14 protein-coding genes are annotated in these 16,422 nt (G+C 55.9%); 7 read left to right on the top strand and 7 right to left on the bottom strand.

The window, feature by feature from the left end; translation table 11 throughout:
- The 5 genes from AMR74_RS15020 (at position 1) to AMR74_RS15040 (ending at position 3,554) form a co-directional block, all read left to right on the top strand.
- Positions 1-831, top strand: coding sequence for a type IV toxin-antitoxin system AbiEi family antitoxin domain-containing protein (locus tag AMR74_RS15020; protein WP_053772868.1), 831 nt, complete (start codon positions 1-3; stop codon positions 829-831).
- Positions 832-836: 5 nt separating this feature from the next.
- A complete protein-coding gene (locus AMR74_RS15025; protein WP_053772869.1) occupies positions 837-1,640 on the top strand; it encodes a nucleotidyl transferase AbiEii/AbiGii toxin family protein in 804 nt (267 codons plus the stop codon).
- A gap of 149 nt (positions 1,641-1,789) precedes the next feature.
- A complete protein-coding gene (locus AMR74_RS17625) occupies positions 1,790-2,608 on the top strand; it encodes a hypothetical protein (protein WP_077152358.1) in 819 nt (272 codons plus the stop codon).
- Between the two features lie 85 nt (positions 2,609-2,693).
- Positions 2,694-3,107 carry a helix-turn-helix transcriptional regulator gene (locus AMR74_RS15035; RefSeq protein WP_053772871.1) on the top strand — a complete coding sequence of 138 codons (414 nt, stop codon included), beginning with the start codon at positions 2,694-2,696 and terminating at the stop codon, positions 3,105-3,107.
- Positions 3,108-3,230: 123 nt separating this feature from the next.
- Positions 3,231-3,554, top strand: a complete 324-nt coding sequence (locus AMR74_RS15040; protein WP_053772872.1) for a hypothetical protein — start codon at positions 3,231-3,233, stop codon at positions 3,552-3,554.
- A gap of 127 nt (positions 3,555-3,681) precedes the next feature.
- Here AMR74_RS15040 and AMR74_RS17630 read toward each other — a convergent pair whose 3' ends face one another.
- The 7 genes from AMR74_RS17630 to AMR74_RS17635 form a co-directional block, all read right to left on the bottom strand.
- Positions 3,682-4,902, bottom strand: coding sequence for an RNA-guided endonuclease InsQ/TnpB family protein (locus tag AMR74_RS17630; RefSeq protein WP_082356897.1), 1,221 nt, complete (start codon positions 4,900-4,902; stop codon positions 3,682-3,684).
- 395 nt (positions 4,903-5,297) lie between these two features.
- On the bottom strand, positions 5,298-6,575 hold the full coding sequence (locus AMR74_RS15055) for a Cdc6/Cdc18 family protein (RefSeq protein WP_053772875.1): 1,278 nt from the start codon (positions 6,573-6,575) through the stop codon (positions 5,298-5,300).
- Positions 6,576-7,765: 1,190 nt separating this feature from the next.
- A complete protein-coding gene (locus AMR74_RS15060; protein ID WP_205625966.1) occupies positions 7,766-9,916 on the bottom strand; it encodes a type B DNA-directed DNA polymerase in 2,151 nt (716 codons plus the stop codon).
- A 2-nt stretch (positions 9,917-9,918) separates the two neighbouring features.
- A complete protein-coding gene (locus AMR74_RS15065; RefSeq protein WP_053772912.1) occupies positions 9,919-10,224 on the bottom strand; it encodes a hypothetical protein in 306 nt (101 codons plus the stop codon).
- Positions 10,225-10,226: 2 nt separating this feature from the next.
- Complete coding sequence (locus tag AMR74_RS15070; protein WP_053772877.1) at positions 10,227-11,171, bottom strand: hypothetical protein; 945 nt, start codon at positions 11,169-11,171, stop codon at positions 10,227-10,229.
- A 599-nt stretch (positions 11,172-11,770) separates the two neighbouring features.
- A complete protein-coding gene (locus AMR74_RS15075) occupies positions 11,771-12,562 on the bottom strand; it encodes a hypothetical protein (protein ID WP_053772878.1) in 792 nt (263 codons plus the stop codon).
- A 5-nt stretch (positions 12,563-12,567) separates the two neighbouring features.
- On the bottom strand, positions 12,568-13,431 hold the full coding sequence (locus AMR74_RS17635; RefSeq protein WP_077152359.1) for a hypothetical protein: 864 nt from the start codon (positions 13,429-13,431) through the stop codon (positions 12,568-12,570).
- Positions 13,432-13,523: 92 nt separating this feature from the next.
- Here AMR74_RS17635 and AMR74_RS18685 point away from each other — a divergent pair, with 92 nt between their 5' ends.
- Together AMR74_RS18685 and AMR74_RS15085 are read left to right on the top strand one after the other, a co-directional pair.
- The gene (locus AMR74_RS18685; RefSeq protein WP_139043015.1) at positions 13,524-14,990 is read left to right on the top strand and encodes a hypothetical protein; all 1,467 of its coding nucleotides are present in this window, start codon (positions 13,524-13,526) and stop codon (positions 14,988-14,990) included.
- On the top strand, positions 14,990-16,417 hold the full coding sequence (locus AMR74_RS15085) for an argonaute/piwi family protein (protein WP_053772880.1): 1,428 nt from the start codon (positions 14,990-14,992) through the stop codon (positions 16,415-16,417). The genes AMR74_RS18685 and AMR74_RS15085 overlap by 1 nt, the downstream gene beginning before the upstream one ends.
- Positions 16,418-16,422 lie beyond the last annotated feature (5 nt).

Genomic DNA, 16,422 nt, shown 5'->3' on the forward strand with positions numbered 1-16,422 from the left:
ATGAGTACCATAGAACAAATGAAAAATATGCGCCAGGGTCTCTCGACTCGAGAAAGTCGACTCCTTGCACGACTCGCTGGCGCGGGTCACCAGATCATCTCCGTCGACGACATCGAGACGACGCTGGAGGTCCCCCCAAACACCGCCCGCGAGATCGCCTCCCGGCTCACCGAGAAGGGCTGGCTCGACCGGCTCTTCCCGGGCACGTATCTCATCATTCCACTCACTGCCGGCGAGGAGGCCGTGTACACCACCCACGAGTACCTCATCGCCGCCCACATCGCCGAGCCGATGTACATCGGCTACTACAGCGCCCTCAGCCACCACGGGCTGACCGAACAAGTACCTCGGACGGTGTACGTCGTCACGCCGACCCGAGCGCAAAACAGGGAGATCCACGGCGTCCCGTACCGCGTCACGACAGTCACCGAGCGGAAATTCTTCGGCTTTGAGCCGACATCGGTCGAGGGCACGACCGTTCAGGTCAGCGACCTGGAGAAGACGCTGGTCGACTGTGCGGACCACCCCGAGTTCTGTGGTGGCCTTCGGGAACTCGCAACCGCGATGCGCACCGCCGACGACCGGGGCTGCGACTGGGACACCGTCGGCGAGTACCTCGAACGCCTCGACAACGGCGCTGCGACCAAGCGGATCGTCTACCTCGCCGATCAGCTCGGCATCGGCCTCCCCACCCGCGAGGAACTCGTCGCGTCGTTCACGAGTGGCTATTCCCCACTGGATCCCACGCGGCCCGACACTGGATCGACCGATAGTACGTATCGCCTCCGAATCAACGTCGAGCCAGCCATGCTGGAGCCGACGGAGTCCTGATCGCGATGATCAGTCAGGACCGGCTCCGGATTCTCGCTCGCGAACTGGGCGTTCGGCAAGGGTACGCCGAAAAGAACTACGTCAATTCGTGGCTCCTCTGGGGCATCTTCACGAGCGACTACGGCGACAACCTCCTGTTCAAAGGCGGGACCGCGCTGTCCAAGCTGTATTTCCCGCAATCGTGGCGATTCTCGGAGGACCTCGATTTTGGCGTCGAAGGGGAGTACCAGGGATCCAAACAGGAGCTCCGAGCGGTCCTCGATACGATTACAGACCGCTCTGGCATCGAATTCGAGATTCGAGAGCACCACGAATCCCAGCAGGACCACTACCCGACCCACTACGTCGACATCAGCATTCAGTACCGCGCCGTCCTCAACCACCCCAACACGACCAGCATCGACGTGATGGTCGACGAGCACGTCGCCTTCGACCCTGTTCAGCATACGCACGCGTACGAAGACGTGCCCGAATTCGACCTACAAGCGTACAGCGTCGAGGAGATCTTCGCCGAAAAGCTCCGAGCGATCTACCAGCGCGGGGCCGCCCGTGACTACTACGACCTCTATCAGCTGCTCGAAACCGATTCGGTCGCGATCAACTTTGCCGACGTGGGGCCCGCCTTCGACGCGAAGTGCAAACACGATGGGCTCACCGTTGATCTGAACGAAGGACTCCCGGACGAGCAACAAGAAACGATCCGCCACCAGTGGGAGACCACGCTGCCGGATCTGACCGGTGATCCGCCGGCGTTCGAAATGGTCTGGGAACAGCTGGACACGGTGATCTCCCAACAGGAATCGTCGTAGGCAACGACCGATGTCGGTGTCGATGACCGATGGGTGTTGCATCCGGAGCTCTGGTGATTAACCAACAATTCGGGATATCTGGCTGGTGCGTTGGTTAAGTTTTTGAGCCCCCGCCGAGGGGTGGAGGCGCATTCCAGCCTCACCGAAATATGACAGAGCGACATCTCAGAGCCGTTCTGGCAGAAGCGGAGCGAGTCGCAGAGCAGTACAACCAGATCGCCCAAACCACGAACTCCCCTACACACGAGTATCTCCGGTACGCTGTACTCCGACTCCTCGAAGGCGACGCCAACGCGATCCCCGAAGAGGTCCCGCAGGTCGATGGCGTGACGGTCGGATACGGCCGAGATCAAGCGATGTACGACAGTTGGGGGTCCGACGTCGAGTGGTGGGACACAGTACCGCCACAGGACGACTGTACGCGCTTTCGGGTGTTCTACCCAGAGGACCAAACACCGGTTCCTCGGGTCATCCTCACCGTGATGGCCGCGTTGGGGGCATGGCGAGTCTGGGAAGGGAATGCCGCCACCTGTGGCTCCTACGATCATCGAGAGCGACGAGAAGTCCACTTTCTCTGGCCGGAGGGGAACCTTGCGGAAGCACTCTTGGAAAACCGGATTCAGGAGATTGGAAGCGCTGTCGCTCCAGACGGCGGACAGGCAGGAGACGTCCGCGACCGAATGCTCGTGTCAGACGGCTCCACCTCAGCTGATGATCTCGAGCCCCGCACGAAGCGCGCTGTCGAGGAAGCGATGACCGTCTCCCTACTCGCCAAGGGTGGTCGCTACGAAGTCGAAGCGGCGTCCGGAAATCGATACGAAGTCGATATCATCGGGCAATCCTGTACCTGTCCCGATTGGCAGCAGCGCGCTCCAGACGGGGGCTGCAAACATATGCGTCGCGTCGACCACGAAATCAAACAGGGGCAGGTCCCACGTCCAGATGGTCAGCTTCCACCACAGGTGTAAGCTCCTGTCTTGCTTCTCAGTCGCTTCTGCGTGGTAGTTTACTCTGGGGTAAACTACTTTGGCGTACTCGATTGAACACACCAATATGGACGATGGCCTTGGGAACGGTGAGAACACGGCACCACGGGAACTCATCCATTTCGTCACTCAGCAGACGCGGTTTGCCCTGATCAACAACATCCTCCAGCACCCCGAGCAGCTTCCTTCGATGTATGAACTCGAGGAGCTCAACCCCAGCGTGAGTGACGCCACTGTCTACAAGCACATCCAGAAGCTGATCGGTGAGGGCATCGTGAAGGAGGTCGCCCTGGACGACGACCAGCGCCGACAGGGTTACCCCTGGAAGTTCTACGGACTCACCAAAGAGGGTCGGGAGTTCCTGGAGGAATACAACCTGCTCGCCGCTGAAGAGACGCTTCAGCAGATCTACGAGACCATCTCCGACAAGCCCGAGAAGATGGTCAAGTACAAGAACGCGCCCCGTCCCGACGACATCTAATGGAACGTTCTATTCCGGAATAGTTTGCTATTCATACTCTTCAGGCCGTGACGGGGCGATATCTTATTAACCAACAAATCTATGCCGATGCGGCCTTTGTTGGTTAACACGAGGCGACCGCTGATGTCCTACGAGCCACCGACGCCGCCGGCGGAACTCCCGACAGACCTCGTCAATACGCTCAACGAGTCCTCTTCTGAGCAGCTCCAGCACGTTGCCCGCTACGCTGAAGAGCTAGCTGAGCACAAAGCTCGCGAGGCACGTCTCGAAGATGACTCAGATGAAAACGAGATTGAAGAACGCCCCGACGATCTGCCGGACGACGTCCCGGCGAAGGCCACGATCACGATCAAGGAGATTAACGACAACCGCTACTACTACTGGCAGTGGCGAGAAGGAGAGAAGGTGACCTCAAAGTACAAAGGACCGGTCAGTCCCGACGAATAACCGGTGGTGAACCGTAGCCGGGTGTTTGTCAAGCGCAATTAGTAGCGTAGCAGAGAACACCCCTCAGTGTGAGTCACCTTCTCCGTCCCGAAGGGCGGAGCTTGTCGGTGGACTCCCGTTCTGACCACTACGTAGTGGTGGGCGTATATACGCCGTTCACGTTCAACGACCCCGACTTCAGGGCAAGGTGACTGCTTGCCCCTCCAGCACCAGACTTGTGCCAGTGCTGGAGTAGTTTCCGGGCAATATTCTTCGCGGCGTTGTAGTCGGCGTGGTATTCACGCCCGCATTCGAGACAGCTAAACTCGTCGCCATCTCGGTTCTCCTTATGTGTGAAGCTACAGTCAACGTGACTACAACGTTGACTCGTGTACTGTGGGGCGATTTTCTCGACAGCAATACCGTACTCAGCGGCTTTGTACTCAGTATATTCCTGGATACAACGGAAGATCCACTGCTGGAATTTCGAAGCGTTCGAGATTCGCTCTCGAATGTGTTCTAAATTCTCGAATGCGATGTGTGTACACTCGTGAGCGAGTGCTTCTTGCACAAGTGCCTTCGAGATACGGTGTAGGTAGTCTTCGCTCCAGTTAGCGAATCGCCCACCGAGTGATTTTATCGTCAGGTGAGCTGACCGAGTACCGGTCTGTTGCATCTGTCCACGCCGCTTCTCGTATTCACGCCGTTTATGATTGAGATAGTCGGCGTTGCCAAGGAACGCGCCTGTCGAGGTGACGACGAGGTGTCCGTCCACATTCAAGTCCACACCGAGAACCGTTCCGTTCTCGGCATCTTCCGGCTCATCGTCTGTCTCTTTCACGACAGCAATGTGGAGGTAATAGTCGCCATCCCGGTGTTGCAACGTAGCTTCTCGTTTCTTCCAGTCGTCCGAAAGATAGATCGTCGGAGGTACGTCCTCGTCAGGTAGGACGTACTCGGCTTCGATACGTCCGTTCACGGTCGCAAGTGTGGCATACTCGTCGTAGTACGTGATTGCGTTCAGATTATAGACAATCGAATCCGACGTGAATTGAGGCTTTGAAGGATTTTTGCCGTCTTTGCGTTTCTCAGCGCAGGAGTCGAGTGCGTTGGCAGCTCGATTCCGAGCTGCACACACGAGGTCAGCGTTGAGTTCATTAGTCGCTTCGCGCACGGTATCGTATGTCCGGTCGTGAAGCTCAGTTTTCGACGTGACAATATAGCCGTCTTCAGTCCCGTTCCAGCCGTCGTTTACGACCATTTGGGCGGCTTGTTTGAAGCGGTCTATCGTCTCTTGGAGAAGCTGGTGAGCATCGTCGTCGACGTCGAGTTTCACGACGGCAGTACGGCGAAGCTCCACAAGCAGCATATTGATTTCCGACAGTGAAAATAGTATATCTATAGTCACGTGGTAGTGGAGAAGCCGGCTCTGCTGTACTGGTGGACTGTCGCATGGAGTTTACAAGATTCTCGCCCGATGTGATCACCGAAATCCCCCTCTCTAGCAAGAGAGATCCGGTCAGTCCAAACAGGTAACACTCGGAGAAAAGATACCCACCCCACGTTTCCGTCGTAACTGGAGGTCAGTGGAGGGAACGCAGCCACGATCGAGGGGATCACACCCCCCACGTTTCCGTCGTTTCGTCACCCGGCCAAAGTCGATTATTGGGAGTAGAAGACGACCTCGGATCACCCACCCCATGTTTCCGACGTATCGAGAGATACACTCGTGATCAGGGGTGTGGTCAGCGACCGAAACGGGAGTTAGGCCAAGTCTTCCAACCGGCTGTCCCGGAGGACAGATTTTAGCACGATGCCGGTATCCTGTACCAGCCGATGCTCGAGATAACTTCCTTCACCCCGGCCACCACCGGTCCGAGTTGATTCAACGACACCGAGGAACGCCTGCTCTTTCAACAGCTCATAGACGCGGTGCTCGCTGAGAGTCTTCGCATCAGCCTTCTCTGTCGTCGCTTGATACCGTTCGTAAATCCGGTTGGTAGAGAATCCATCCTCGTTCGGATTCTCTTCGGTGAGCAGCGCGAGCGAATAGAGAATGAATTTGACCTGGGTCGTCGACCCGCGTAGCAGCTCCTCGAACCGATCGATTTCAGCCCACTCCTGAGCATCACGAACGTGTTCCTCAACGACTGTGTCGACGTTTTCTCGTTCGGCTAGTTCGCCGGCGTGACGAAGAATTTCAATGGCCTTTCTGGCGTCACCGTGTTCTTGAGCGGCTAGTGCCGCCGTCAGCGGGATCACATCATCCGAGAGAACGCCATCATGGAACGCGTCCCGTCGGTGCTTCATAATCTCGCGCAGTTGATTCGCGTCGTAGGGTTGGAAGACGAACTCCTCCTCGCGAAGACTGGACTTGACGCGTTCGTTCAGCTGGTCGCGATACTCGATTTTGTTGCTGACTGCGATGACGCCCAGGTGGCAATCCGCTTTCCCCGATTCGCGAGCTCGCGAGAGCTGCATAAGGATATCATCATCATCGAGTCGGTCCACCTCGTCGAGAATGATGATGACTGACTCGTAGGCAGTATTCAGGATCTCCCAGAGATAGTCGTAGTATTCACCGCTGCCAATCCCTGCACGTGGAATATCGAAGTCAGTCTCGTCCGTCTCGTTGAGTGAACGAGTTACCGTCCTCGCGACGCGTGTCTGTGTGTTGTGCTGCGCGCAGTCGACGTAGACCGTGCCGACGGACACACCGTTCGACTCCGCGGCTCGGCGGGCTCGTTCTGTGACGTGACGGGCAACGAGCGACTTCCCGGTTCCCGTTTTGCCGTAAATAATCACGTTGTTGGGCGGATCGCCACGAACGATCGGCCTGAGTTCAGCAGCAACGGCCTTGATCTCGCCATCCCGGCCGACGATACGGCCGCTTTCAGGGACGTGGCCAACCTTCAGCAGTTCCTTTCGAGCGAAAATGTTGGCTCGGTCGGGGTCGTCTTCATCAAAGTCAAAGAGGGGATCGTCAGCGGGATCCTCGTAGCGGCCGTCGAAGTCAGAGAGTTGGGACGGTTCCTCAGCCATCAATATCAGACATCGCGGATGGGACCTACTTAATGATTTGGCTACCTCGACCAGAGTGTAAATCGGGCTATGGTCGTCTTCTGATGTTTTGTCGCTGGCGTATCATCCTCACAAAGGGTCGAGTCGGTCCCGAGTGAAATCGGATTCGGAGCGAGAGTTACCGACGGAGACCGGCACCCCCAATCCAGAGTGAAAACGCCAGACTGGAGCGGGTTTGACACACCCCTGGTCAAGAGTGAATAGCCCTCCATCCGGGAGCAGCGTACTTGGTTGAGACGACACCCCCCGTCCAGAGTGTATCTCCCGAACCGGGTAATCAATCATTTCTATGAGAGGACACATCGGCCCCGAATGTCTGACGCACGGCAGACACCCCTTGTCCAGAGTGAAAGCGCTGGTGTGACGAGCTGGAGTGGAGTGTGAACCTCGAGTGATGCTGACGAGCGTTCGTCGGCACCCCCAATCAAGAGTGAAGACGCAGGTCAGATCTCCAGCCGAAGCAAAGCAGGGTACAATCGGAACTGTCGGGATCGAGTATCTTGATTCCGATTGATGAGGGAGATCGGGAGATACCAATCCCGATTTCGGCTTTGATGCCGGTTCGCTGGTTGGCGAATAGTCAGAATGACGATTGTTCCTTCAACGTCTCATAATACGTGGACGATGGAATCGAACCCCCACACCCCTCGTCCAGAGTGAAACGCTACGAGAGTACCTCGGTTGACCCGGCGGAAACCACACGACGAGTCGGCTGGGAAGTACCGAAATCACAAGACGTGAGACGAGTATCCCTCGAACAGCAGTCGTAACACAGTCGAAGATCCTCCAAACATACCAACTTGTATAGTATTACCTAGAAGTTTTATTACTACCTACCTCCTACCACTCTCCAAGTGCATTCAGCACAGGGAAGAGGACGAAGGCGGCATTCGTCCGGGTGGTTTCGAACCGCTGCTCGTGTTTGCTGTTCCATTTCTTCCGTGTTCTCCCGTCTCAGGTGGTCTTTTCGTGATTCTTGCTGAGCTTCTCCCACGAGAACCCCCGTTTCCCGTGGACCTCACCCCACTCTCTTGATTGGTTTTCACTCTGGACGAGGGGTGTGTGGGCGAGGTATTCTCTCCAACTCCCTTCCGTGTCTCCACTCAGATTAACCAACAAATCTCCCGATATCTCGATAGTGTTGGTTAATCTTACTCAATCTCGGTGAAGGCGGCCAAGTCCGTTTCCCGAGTTTCCGCAATCTCCCGTTTGATCTCCGTCCGATCCCAGCCAAGCGGTGCCAGCACACTCTCGACAGCTCTGACGAGTTGCGTCTTGTAGTACGACGCGTCGTACGACTCGATCTCCTCGTGAGCCAACGCGACCCGCTCTCGCGAACTCTTCTCGTCGTCGACGACCACGTACTCGATGTCCTGTCCCGGGTGGATGGCGAGGTCCTGGTCCCGAGCCCGCTTCAGTGCCGCCACGTTCTGTGTGTTCTGCGTGTACCCTTCCAGCGGTTTGGAGACACGATTCCGTTCGATGAGCTGCTCGACCGGCACCGTTCCAGCGTGGAGGCGCTTGATTGCGTCCTGGAGACAGTCGAGTACGGCGTCCGGAGATCGAGTCGCGTCGAGCCGGTCGAGACAGTCCCGCTGGACGTCCTCGATGAACGGTGGGGTTGAGCGCTGCCGAGCTTCGATACCGCGTATCTTGAAATCGTCGTCGCCGGCGACCTTCCCGAAGTACTTCGTCAACGCGCCGGCGTCGCTCTCGCGCTGCGGGACGAACGCCACCCAGTCGTAGTGGGCTTCGTGTTCGAGCCGGATCTCGACCTCTTCCGTGATTGCCGTCCCGAGGTCCTCGCGGTCCTCGTCGTCGACGTCAGGGTCCGGCGTCACCCAGATGGAGTCGACGATGCCGTGGACGACGCGCCAGCCGCCAGTTTCCAGCCGCTGTTTCGCCGTCAGCAGAATCTCACGAGCGAACGCGTTGATTGCTTCGTGGCACTCGATGCGGCCGAATTTCGCGTTGCTGAACCCCTGATAGCCGAAGCAGGCGACGAGGATCCACTTCAGCGCTCCCGACCGCCCCTCGAGTTCCGCCAGCCGGTCCTCGTCGGGGTTGTCCCGTTCCTTCTCGTGACGGATGGCCGCCTTGATCTCGTCGCGCGCGTCGATGATCGGCTGTAGCACGTCGACGAGGTAGCCCCGGTCGTCGCAGATCGAGTACCCGAGGCCGGGGACGTCGTCGCGGTCGCTGTGGCAGTCACATCGAATGACGTCCGGCGAGACGTTCCGGGTACAGATGATGTTCGGGTACAACGAGGAGAAGTCGAGTTCGTGGACGTTCTCGTGGAGGCCGACCTCGGGCGCGAAGATGAACCCGCCACGGTCGGCGTCGTGGAGCGTCCCCATTGGCTTGTAGAACTCATGGCGCCAGGAGTTCCACGGGACGAGGACGCCGCGGTCGTGGGCCTCGCAGATCTGAATCGCCGTGAGCACGTTCCCGATCGACGCCCACGCGAGCTCCTGGACGGGCTTTTTCGAGCGCGACACGAGGTCGAGGACGCCGTCGAGGTTCGTCTCCCCGTAGAAGAACGTGTTCGGCTCGTCGATGATCGCCCGTCCAGGGACGTTGTACCGCGCCGGCGAGTGACCAACGCGGCCGTAGCTCGAGTACGTCGACCGGCTCGCAAGCTGCTGGTAGTCGATGTCCGGCCACCGACTCAGCGAGAAGTCGTCGACGCCGGCGTCCGTCGCCATCTCGTACAGGGTCGGGACGATCTCACTCGTCGAGCAGACCAGGACGTCCGGATCGTGTGCGTTGAGCGCCCCTTGGACGGCGGTCAGGATATCTGTCGGCGAATCGGTGACGGTGTCGCCGGCGACGGACAGCTCCCCGTAGACGTCGCTGCTCGTTTCGGTCACCGGGACGCTGAGCCGGAGCGTCGACAGCTCGCTCGCCGGCGTCGGATCGGCGCCGGTCTCCAGACAGTACCGGAACTCCCGCGAGAAGTCGACGTTGAAGCAGGCGAGATCCCCGACTGGATAGGCCGACAGCTGGCGTGCCTGCCGGGCGAGTGGAGTGACGCGGTCGATGTGGGCGACGTCGACGGCGAGGACTGGTTCCTCGTCTCGTCGAAAGCCCGGTCGTCGCGCACCCATTTCGGTCGCGACGACATCCGGGTGCTGGTCGTACACGGACTGGAGCGTCGTGAGGTCGAGGTTGGCATCAGGGTCGCGAGCGGCGACGTAGAAGCGTGGCGTGTAGTCATCGCGCTCGGTCGCGACGGCGCCGTCGGCGGTCGCCTCCCACTCCAGGACGCGGCCATCATCCAGGAAGTCGATGCTGAACGGCATCGTCACGGGTCCGAGTCTGGTGGAGCGGCCTCCTCCTCATCACGTGCTGCGACCGCGGCCTCGAGTTCCTCGAGGCGTTCCTCGTGATCGTCGAGACGGCCCTCTTGTTCGAGATCGATGCTGAGAAGCGCCACCAGCAGCGGATTTTGGTGGTTCAACAGCCCGCTCGCGTCGGCGTGCTCGCGGGCGTACTCGAACAGCCGGTCGAACCGTGGCTGGTCGCGACGCCGCAGTGCCCGGCGGAACTCTGACCAACGCTCTTCGATGGCCCGAAGCGTATCTCGGTAGGTTGGGTTCGTACGCCCCATCGCTATCGGCCTCCTGTCCCGGTCGCCGTCCACGCATCGAGCAAGGGGTCCGCGGTTGCCGCAACCGTCTCACCGTCAGCGGTGACGCCCGTCCCGACACCCTCCGGGGTCGGCGTCGACGACGCCGGCGTCGTCGGTTCCACGCCAACCTGCGTGGCGCGTGCCGCGAGCAGCTGCTGCCAGTACGCGAACGTCGTCTGGTAGTACGCGCCGTCGTCGACGGGGTAGACGAGCGTCTCGAAGTCCTCGCCGACGACCCGTGGCCCCATCCGGGTCTGCTCACATTCCAGGTGGTGGTCGGCGGCCGTCGCGACCGGCGCCGTGAAGTCGTCGCGCTGTGCCCGGGTGACGAGCACCGGGATGTCGTATCCGTCGGCGTAGGTCGCCAACCGGGCGAGGGTTCGGGCCTGGAGGGTTTTCGCGTGAGTCTCGCCGAGGGTATCGTCGGCGCGGTACTGGGCGTCGACGGCTGGCGCGACGATGAGGGCTGGCGTGTGGGGCGACGTGTCCTCGTCACGACTTGGTGCCCGTCGACCGGCCGCCCCGGCGTTGGTGGTGGACATCTGGATCGAATTGTTCACCGCTGTCGGGAGATCACAGACGGCGCCGTAGTGTTGGTAGGCGGTGAATCCGCGGGCGACGTGGATTCGGTTGAGCAACCGTTGGCTGGGCGCGATCTGGGCGAGTGTCGTCGTCGTCGCGTGGCCGTTTGCGTCGACCCAGAAGGCGGCCCCGTCGTGCAGGAGGAGACGGTCAAGCACGAGCGACTGCAGGATCGGGACGCCGCGACCTTCCTCGACGTCGAGCAACGTGATGCCGTCGTCGAGTTGTGGTAACAGCATCTCGTCCGTAGCTGGATCGGCCTGGTCAGCAAAGGCCTGATTGCGGTCAGCGCCCCGTGTCGGCTGGTCCACCGCCAATCGGTTCGACGTTGTGTGTTCTCCCATACTTGATTAGTTGTCTACCTTCCCGATAAGCCGCGGCGTGTCGCTTCCGCGTTTCAGGGAACTCGACTTGATCCCCTCCAATCCCGGTACAGTCCCGAGTAGTCTCCGTTTGGATCCTGTTTCCGAGAATAGTTCCTGAATCCAGTGTTCTCCGTGTTAACCAACATCCGCCCGTATTGACGGCGGCGTGTTGGTTAATCTCTTTCCTCCCAGCGTCGACGAAGACGAGTACCGCAAAAACAAGGACGAGGAAAACAGCTCGGAAGGCCTCAATGAATATCAAGGATAGGAGGACGGCGAAAAACAAGAAAAGCAGCCTTCACTAAACGAGATATAGGTGTCACACGATCTCTTTCCACGTTGAATATCCAGAGCGGCTCGGCAACGCGAAAATCTGTACAGAAGCAGGTAAGGGTGCTTTCTGACTTGGCGGAAAATAGGCTATTAAAAGCACCGGTCAACCGAGATCATTTCGCCGTGTTTCGTTACGAGAGTTGAGAGAGGCCTTCCGAGAAGTACAGGATAACCCGTAGCCGAGTATCTTCGTTCCCTCTCCTTGCCTATTACCGGGAGTAGAAACCCGGTTCGACTGTTTTCTTCTAATCTGTGTCTTGCCCCTTCGACTCAGCACCACTCGTGAGATAAGAGGTATCATCAGCGAACTGATCCTTGACGAGGAGAATCCGGATACCCAGTATCGCCTCGATCTTCTTCCGGTTATCATACATATGATTAGAGTCTACTGTAACAACCTTATCCAGGAGGCCTCGATCCTTCATGTATGCCGCATCGCATAGAATAAGACGATCTCGATAACCGACAAAATCTAACTGTCTTTTCTCCATCTTCCAGTCCCCATCCTGCTCCGGAGCCATCTTGACCCGTCTCTTCAGACGTTTCTTCTTATTTCTCGCCTGGGTCTGAATCGTGTCACAAAGAGCGTCCATCGCCTGGCGAGCAACCTTGGAGGTCAGATCTTGATCTCCTATCTCCTCAGATAGGAAATCCTCAAGATTGGGTCGAATGTACTCTTCGATCAAGCTTTGAGGGAAGACATTCTCCTTGATTCGAGCTTCAGAAATGAACAGGTCCACGAGAGTATCTAAGTCAAGCTCGTCATCATCATAGGAACGGAGTTTGATGTCTAGATTGCCCTGAGCTGCTCGAACGGTCGAGAATTTATCGCCGAATCGGCCTTCCTCTGTTTCCCAATCGATGTCCGCCGTCTCCACAGAGTTTGAGTCGGTCCTATTGCAGTATTCGTAGACAGCGGTTTGGCAGGTATAGAGTGTATTGTCTGTGTCGAACAGCCTTTCTGATTCAGTTCGCCACAGGTCGTGGAGGAAAGTAATTCCAACAATTGGGCCGGTGTCAAGGAAGTACCTAGCCATCTCTATTAGATTTTCACGTCAAACTCTAAGTGAGGAGCAACGAACGCTTCCGCTGCTTTGATCGCTGCTTCACTTTCTCGAGCATTTCTCCGGGCCTTCTGCTTTTCCTGCTCAAGTAGAAATGATCGAAGTTCCTCTTTTGTTCCTTCTATACTATCTACACCCAGCTCTTCTGCGACCTCACTACGCGATAATCCACTGTTCTCCCGACATGCCAATTCTAAGCAGAATAGCCTCCAGAAGGTTTCCGAGATTCGATGTGCTTCATCGGGATCGTAGTCATCGGAGTCGATTTGAGCACTGACTAATCGATACCAGATATACAAATCATCCTCGTATTCCGGAAACTCATCCAGTGGAAAACTCTCCAGAAAATCATACACGGTTTCTCTGGTCCGCACCTCGTTTTTCCCACCGTCGAGAGTCATTTGACCTGTGTCAGCAGCCGCTGTCAGTTGCTTATCCAGCTGGCGATAGTGTCGCTGCACGTCATACGGAGCCTCTTCATACATCTTGTTCGTGATACCGTCAAGCCCGAGATCGTAGTAATCGTCAAGAGCTCTGCTAATAGCTTCTTGACTGCGTCGAAGGACTCCCTCTGACACATCTATATCATCGAGATCTAGATTGCTGGTTACTGAGGAACCGCCATCACTGATGTCCACATTAATATTTGAGTTAGACGTTGCGACGACTGCTCCATACATATACCAGAATTTAGGGATCTGAACAGGGACTCGCTCCTGCTCAAGTTCTTGCTCAACGAAATAGAGGACTTTGTGGAACGCCTTGGGCTTGAGTGAGTCTCCGTATTCATGTTCTTCTAAAAGGACTGCTACCAATTCTTCCAGGTCCAAGGCGTCTTGCATATGATTTCGTATGAAGGTGTTGAGGTCATCGTGTATATGTTCTGTGGGAGATAGAATAAAGTCGGAGAAGGGGATTTGTTTAATCGGTACTAATGCCGTGGTTCGATCATGAAGGTGGAAGTGAGGCTAGTTTCCATACAGGAGAGAAATACAAGAACCGGATAGCCGAGTATCTCAGGGCACGAGGGAACAGTATTGAACGAAGATCGGACCACCACGCCACTACTGAGGATCTAGCTGCTGTAGGTATCTCTGAAGATTTCTATTGTCTGGACGCAGAGAAAGTTAGCAGTGAGTTTGAGAAACGGATCCGTGTAGAAGCCAAGGCAGGCGAAGTTTCACGTTTAGATGAGAGTTTCGTCACTGAGCTCGCACGTACCTTTCTCGACTATCATGAACAGAGCCGAGAGTTCGAATATCATATCTATTCTCCTCATTTCCAGGCCCCTGATAAGTGGAAGCGAATTTTTAAGCCACGAGTTAGCACAAAAGATGCGATCAAGGACTACTATGATGAGGTTGTCAGTAGACACAGTTTGAATGACCAAGAGGAAGAGAAATTCCGCGAATATGAGTTTGAGCACTTCAAGCGGTTCTTAGAAGACGTATTTATCCACCGCGCTGGCTGGGATCGCCTTGAGCAAATGACGGAAGACGAGCAGTCAGTAGATCGATCAAAATGGGATTTCTACACGAAAGAGAATAGGCCCTATGATCGTCCGGAGACGCTGATACCGAACTTCCACAAACTCGAGGAGTATCCAGATTATATCTATGTTGGAGTTTGTACTGCTGATCGCCATCGAGATGTGTATGAAGCAAACAAATGGTACTCTCCAATTTGGATAGAGGGGGATGAAATCTACAGTCTAACCCCTCCAGAAGAGATGGAAGATTCTCTATTGAAGTTCATAGAAACAGATTCCATCAAAGAACAGAGCTTCGATCAGTGGCTGGAAGATGTCGAAAAAGCAGACGAGATCGCTAAGAGACTGTTCAACCGCTTCCTAAAGAAGAGAGGTGTCGAGAACTACGATACCTGTAAGCTGGTGAGGCATGACTACGAAAATCGGCTAATCTTCCAACATAACCCGGACAAAGACAGCGTAGAAGAAGACGGACCTGAGCAGACGTTTGTAGAGGGTTGGAAAGTTACCATGGAGAGGGGTCGTTCTATCGCTCACAGATATGGAGTCCCTCAATTCAGGCAGTATGATGGTGACTTCTATGTTTTCGTCGAAACCGGGTGGCTGTTCTCACGGAGAGGCTACGGCAACGACATAATTAGCGGAGATCAGGCGAGCAAGCTACACGACGATTTGCAAAGTGACGGATACCACCGACCTAATAATTTCAAGGCACAATTCCGCCAATGGCGCTCATACCTTGATTTGACCGAAGAACCCCCACAGAATCAGTCTCTTTTCGACGACGACGAGCGAGATCATCCTCAGGCAATGTACTTCTCTGAGATAGATGACTTAGAGGTCCGAAAACGACCACCAAAAGATACCAGTGAGAGAAATGAGCTCATGTCGCCGGAGGTTGACTCATACTGATGTCTGAATTTGAAATCTCTCGCTTACGTGAACCGGAGCTAGTGTTTGCTGGAGGGGAGAAAGCAAAGGATCCGCGTGCTGGCCTTCTTGAGTATGGACCTTGTCCACCTCGTGATGGCTCCGATCATGAGATTGTTCGGATAGGGATTGTTGGAGATAGCTGGTCGATATCCGCAGTCCGAGATCTTCTGGAGGAGATGCGGCACGGTGTCCTTCCGGAGGGTTCAGACAGAGAGAGATGGAATCAGCCGTTTCCGGGGCTCGGTTCAGAATCAGAACTGCAGATGTCTTTCGATCAGCGTCAGAAGTGGCGTAGTGAGATTGAGGGAGATCACGTAGACGCGCTCCAGGAAGTCAGAGATGAGGAGCAGCAGGTGGAAATGGCGTTGGATAATATCGAGTATCACATCGAGAACGTCTGCTCGACCACTCCCTCACCGGACGTAGTTATCGTAAGCATCCCTCCAGAATTAGTGGAGATCCTGACGGGCGATAAAAAGGGAGGACGGATTAGGACCAAGGACACTGACTTTAGAAGCCGGATTAAGCTGCTTGGGATGCTGAATGAGACTCCAACTCAACTAATCGGGCCAGATACCCTCCGCGACGAGGATGTCCAACCACGTCGTGAAGTGGCTTGGAATCTCGCTGTGGGACTACTGTACAAAGCTCGTCGAGGCCGTCCTTGGAAACTAACTGAGCTGAAGTCGAGAACCTGCTATGTCGGCGTATCTTTTTACGATGAACGCGGAACAGATTCCGATACTAGAGCCTCAATTGCGCAGGTGTTCATGGAGACCGGGGAGAACTTCGTAATCCGGGGCGACCCTGTCAAGGATATAGCGAGTGACAAGGACACGGGAAGAACTCATCTGAACCGTGAGGATGCTAAACAGCTTATTGAGACGATCTTACGGCGCTTTGGTGACCGACAAGGTGAGATGCCGGAAAGGTTGGTGATTCATAAGTCATCTAATTTCTGGGAGAAAGAGACGGAGGGTTTCAAGGATGGTTCCTCTGAGGTCGCTGCTCGGGATTTCATCACGATCCGTGAACGCCATCCGATTCGGTTGTTCAGTAATACTCAGTACCCGCCTTTGAGAGGGACTGTTGTGCTTCCTCCAGGGAAGAAGGAGTACTATCTGTACACTAAGGGGTTTGTCCCAGAGATTTCAGCGTACGACGATTCAGGGATGCCGAAGCCGATCGTTGTCCGTCCGCACAGTGAGGTGCAGTCTGCATCTTACCGAGAGATCTGCGAGGAGATTTTATCGTTCTCTAAGCTGGATTGGAATAGCTCTGATTTCTGCAAAAAGCTCCCTGTTACAGTTGGGATCGCAGATGCAGTCAGCGATATTCTTGCTGAACCACTAGCTGGTGAGCTTCCTGAAGAGATGTTCCCTTACCACTATTACTACTATATGTGACCTGC

It is taken from the genome of Halorubrum tropicale (assembly GCF_001280455.1).
GTDB classification, from domain to species: domain Archaea; phylum Halobacteriota; class Halobacteria; order Halobacteriales; family Haloferacaceae; genus Halorubrum; species Halorubrum tropicale.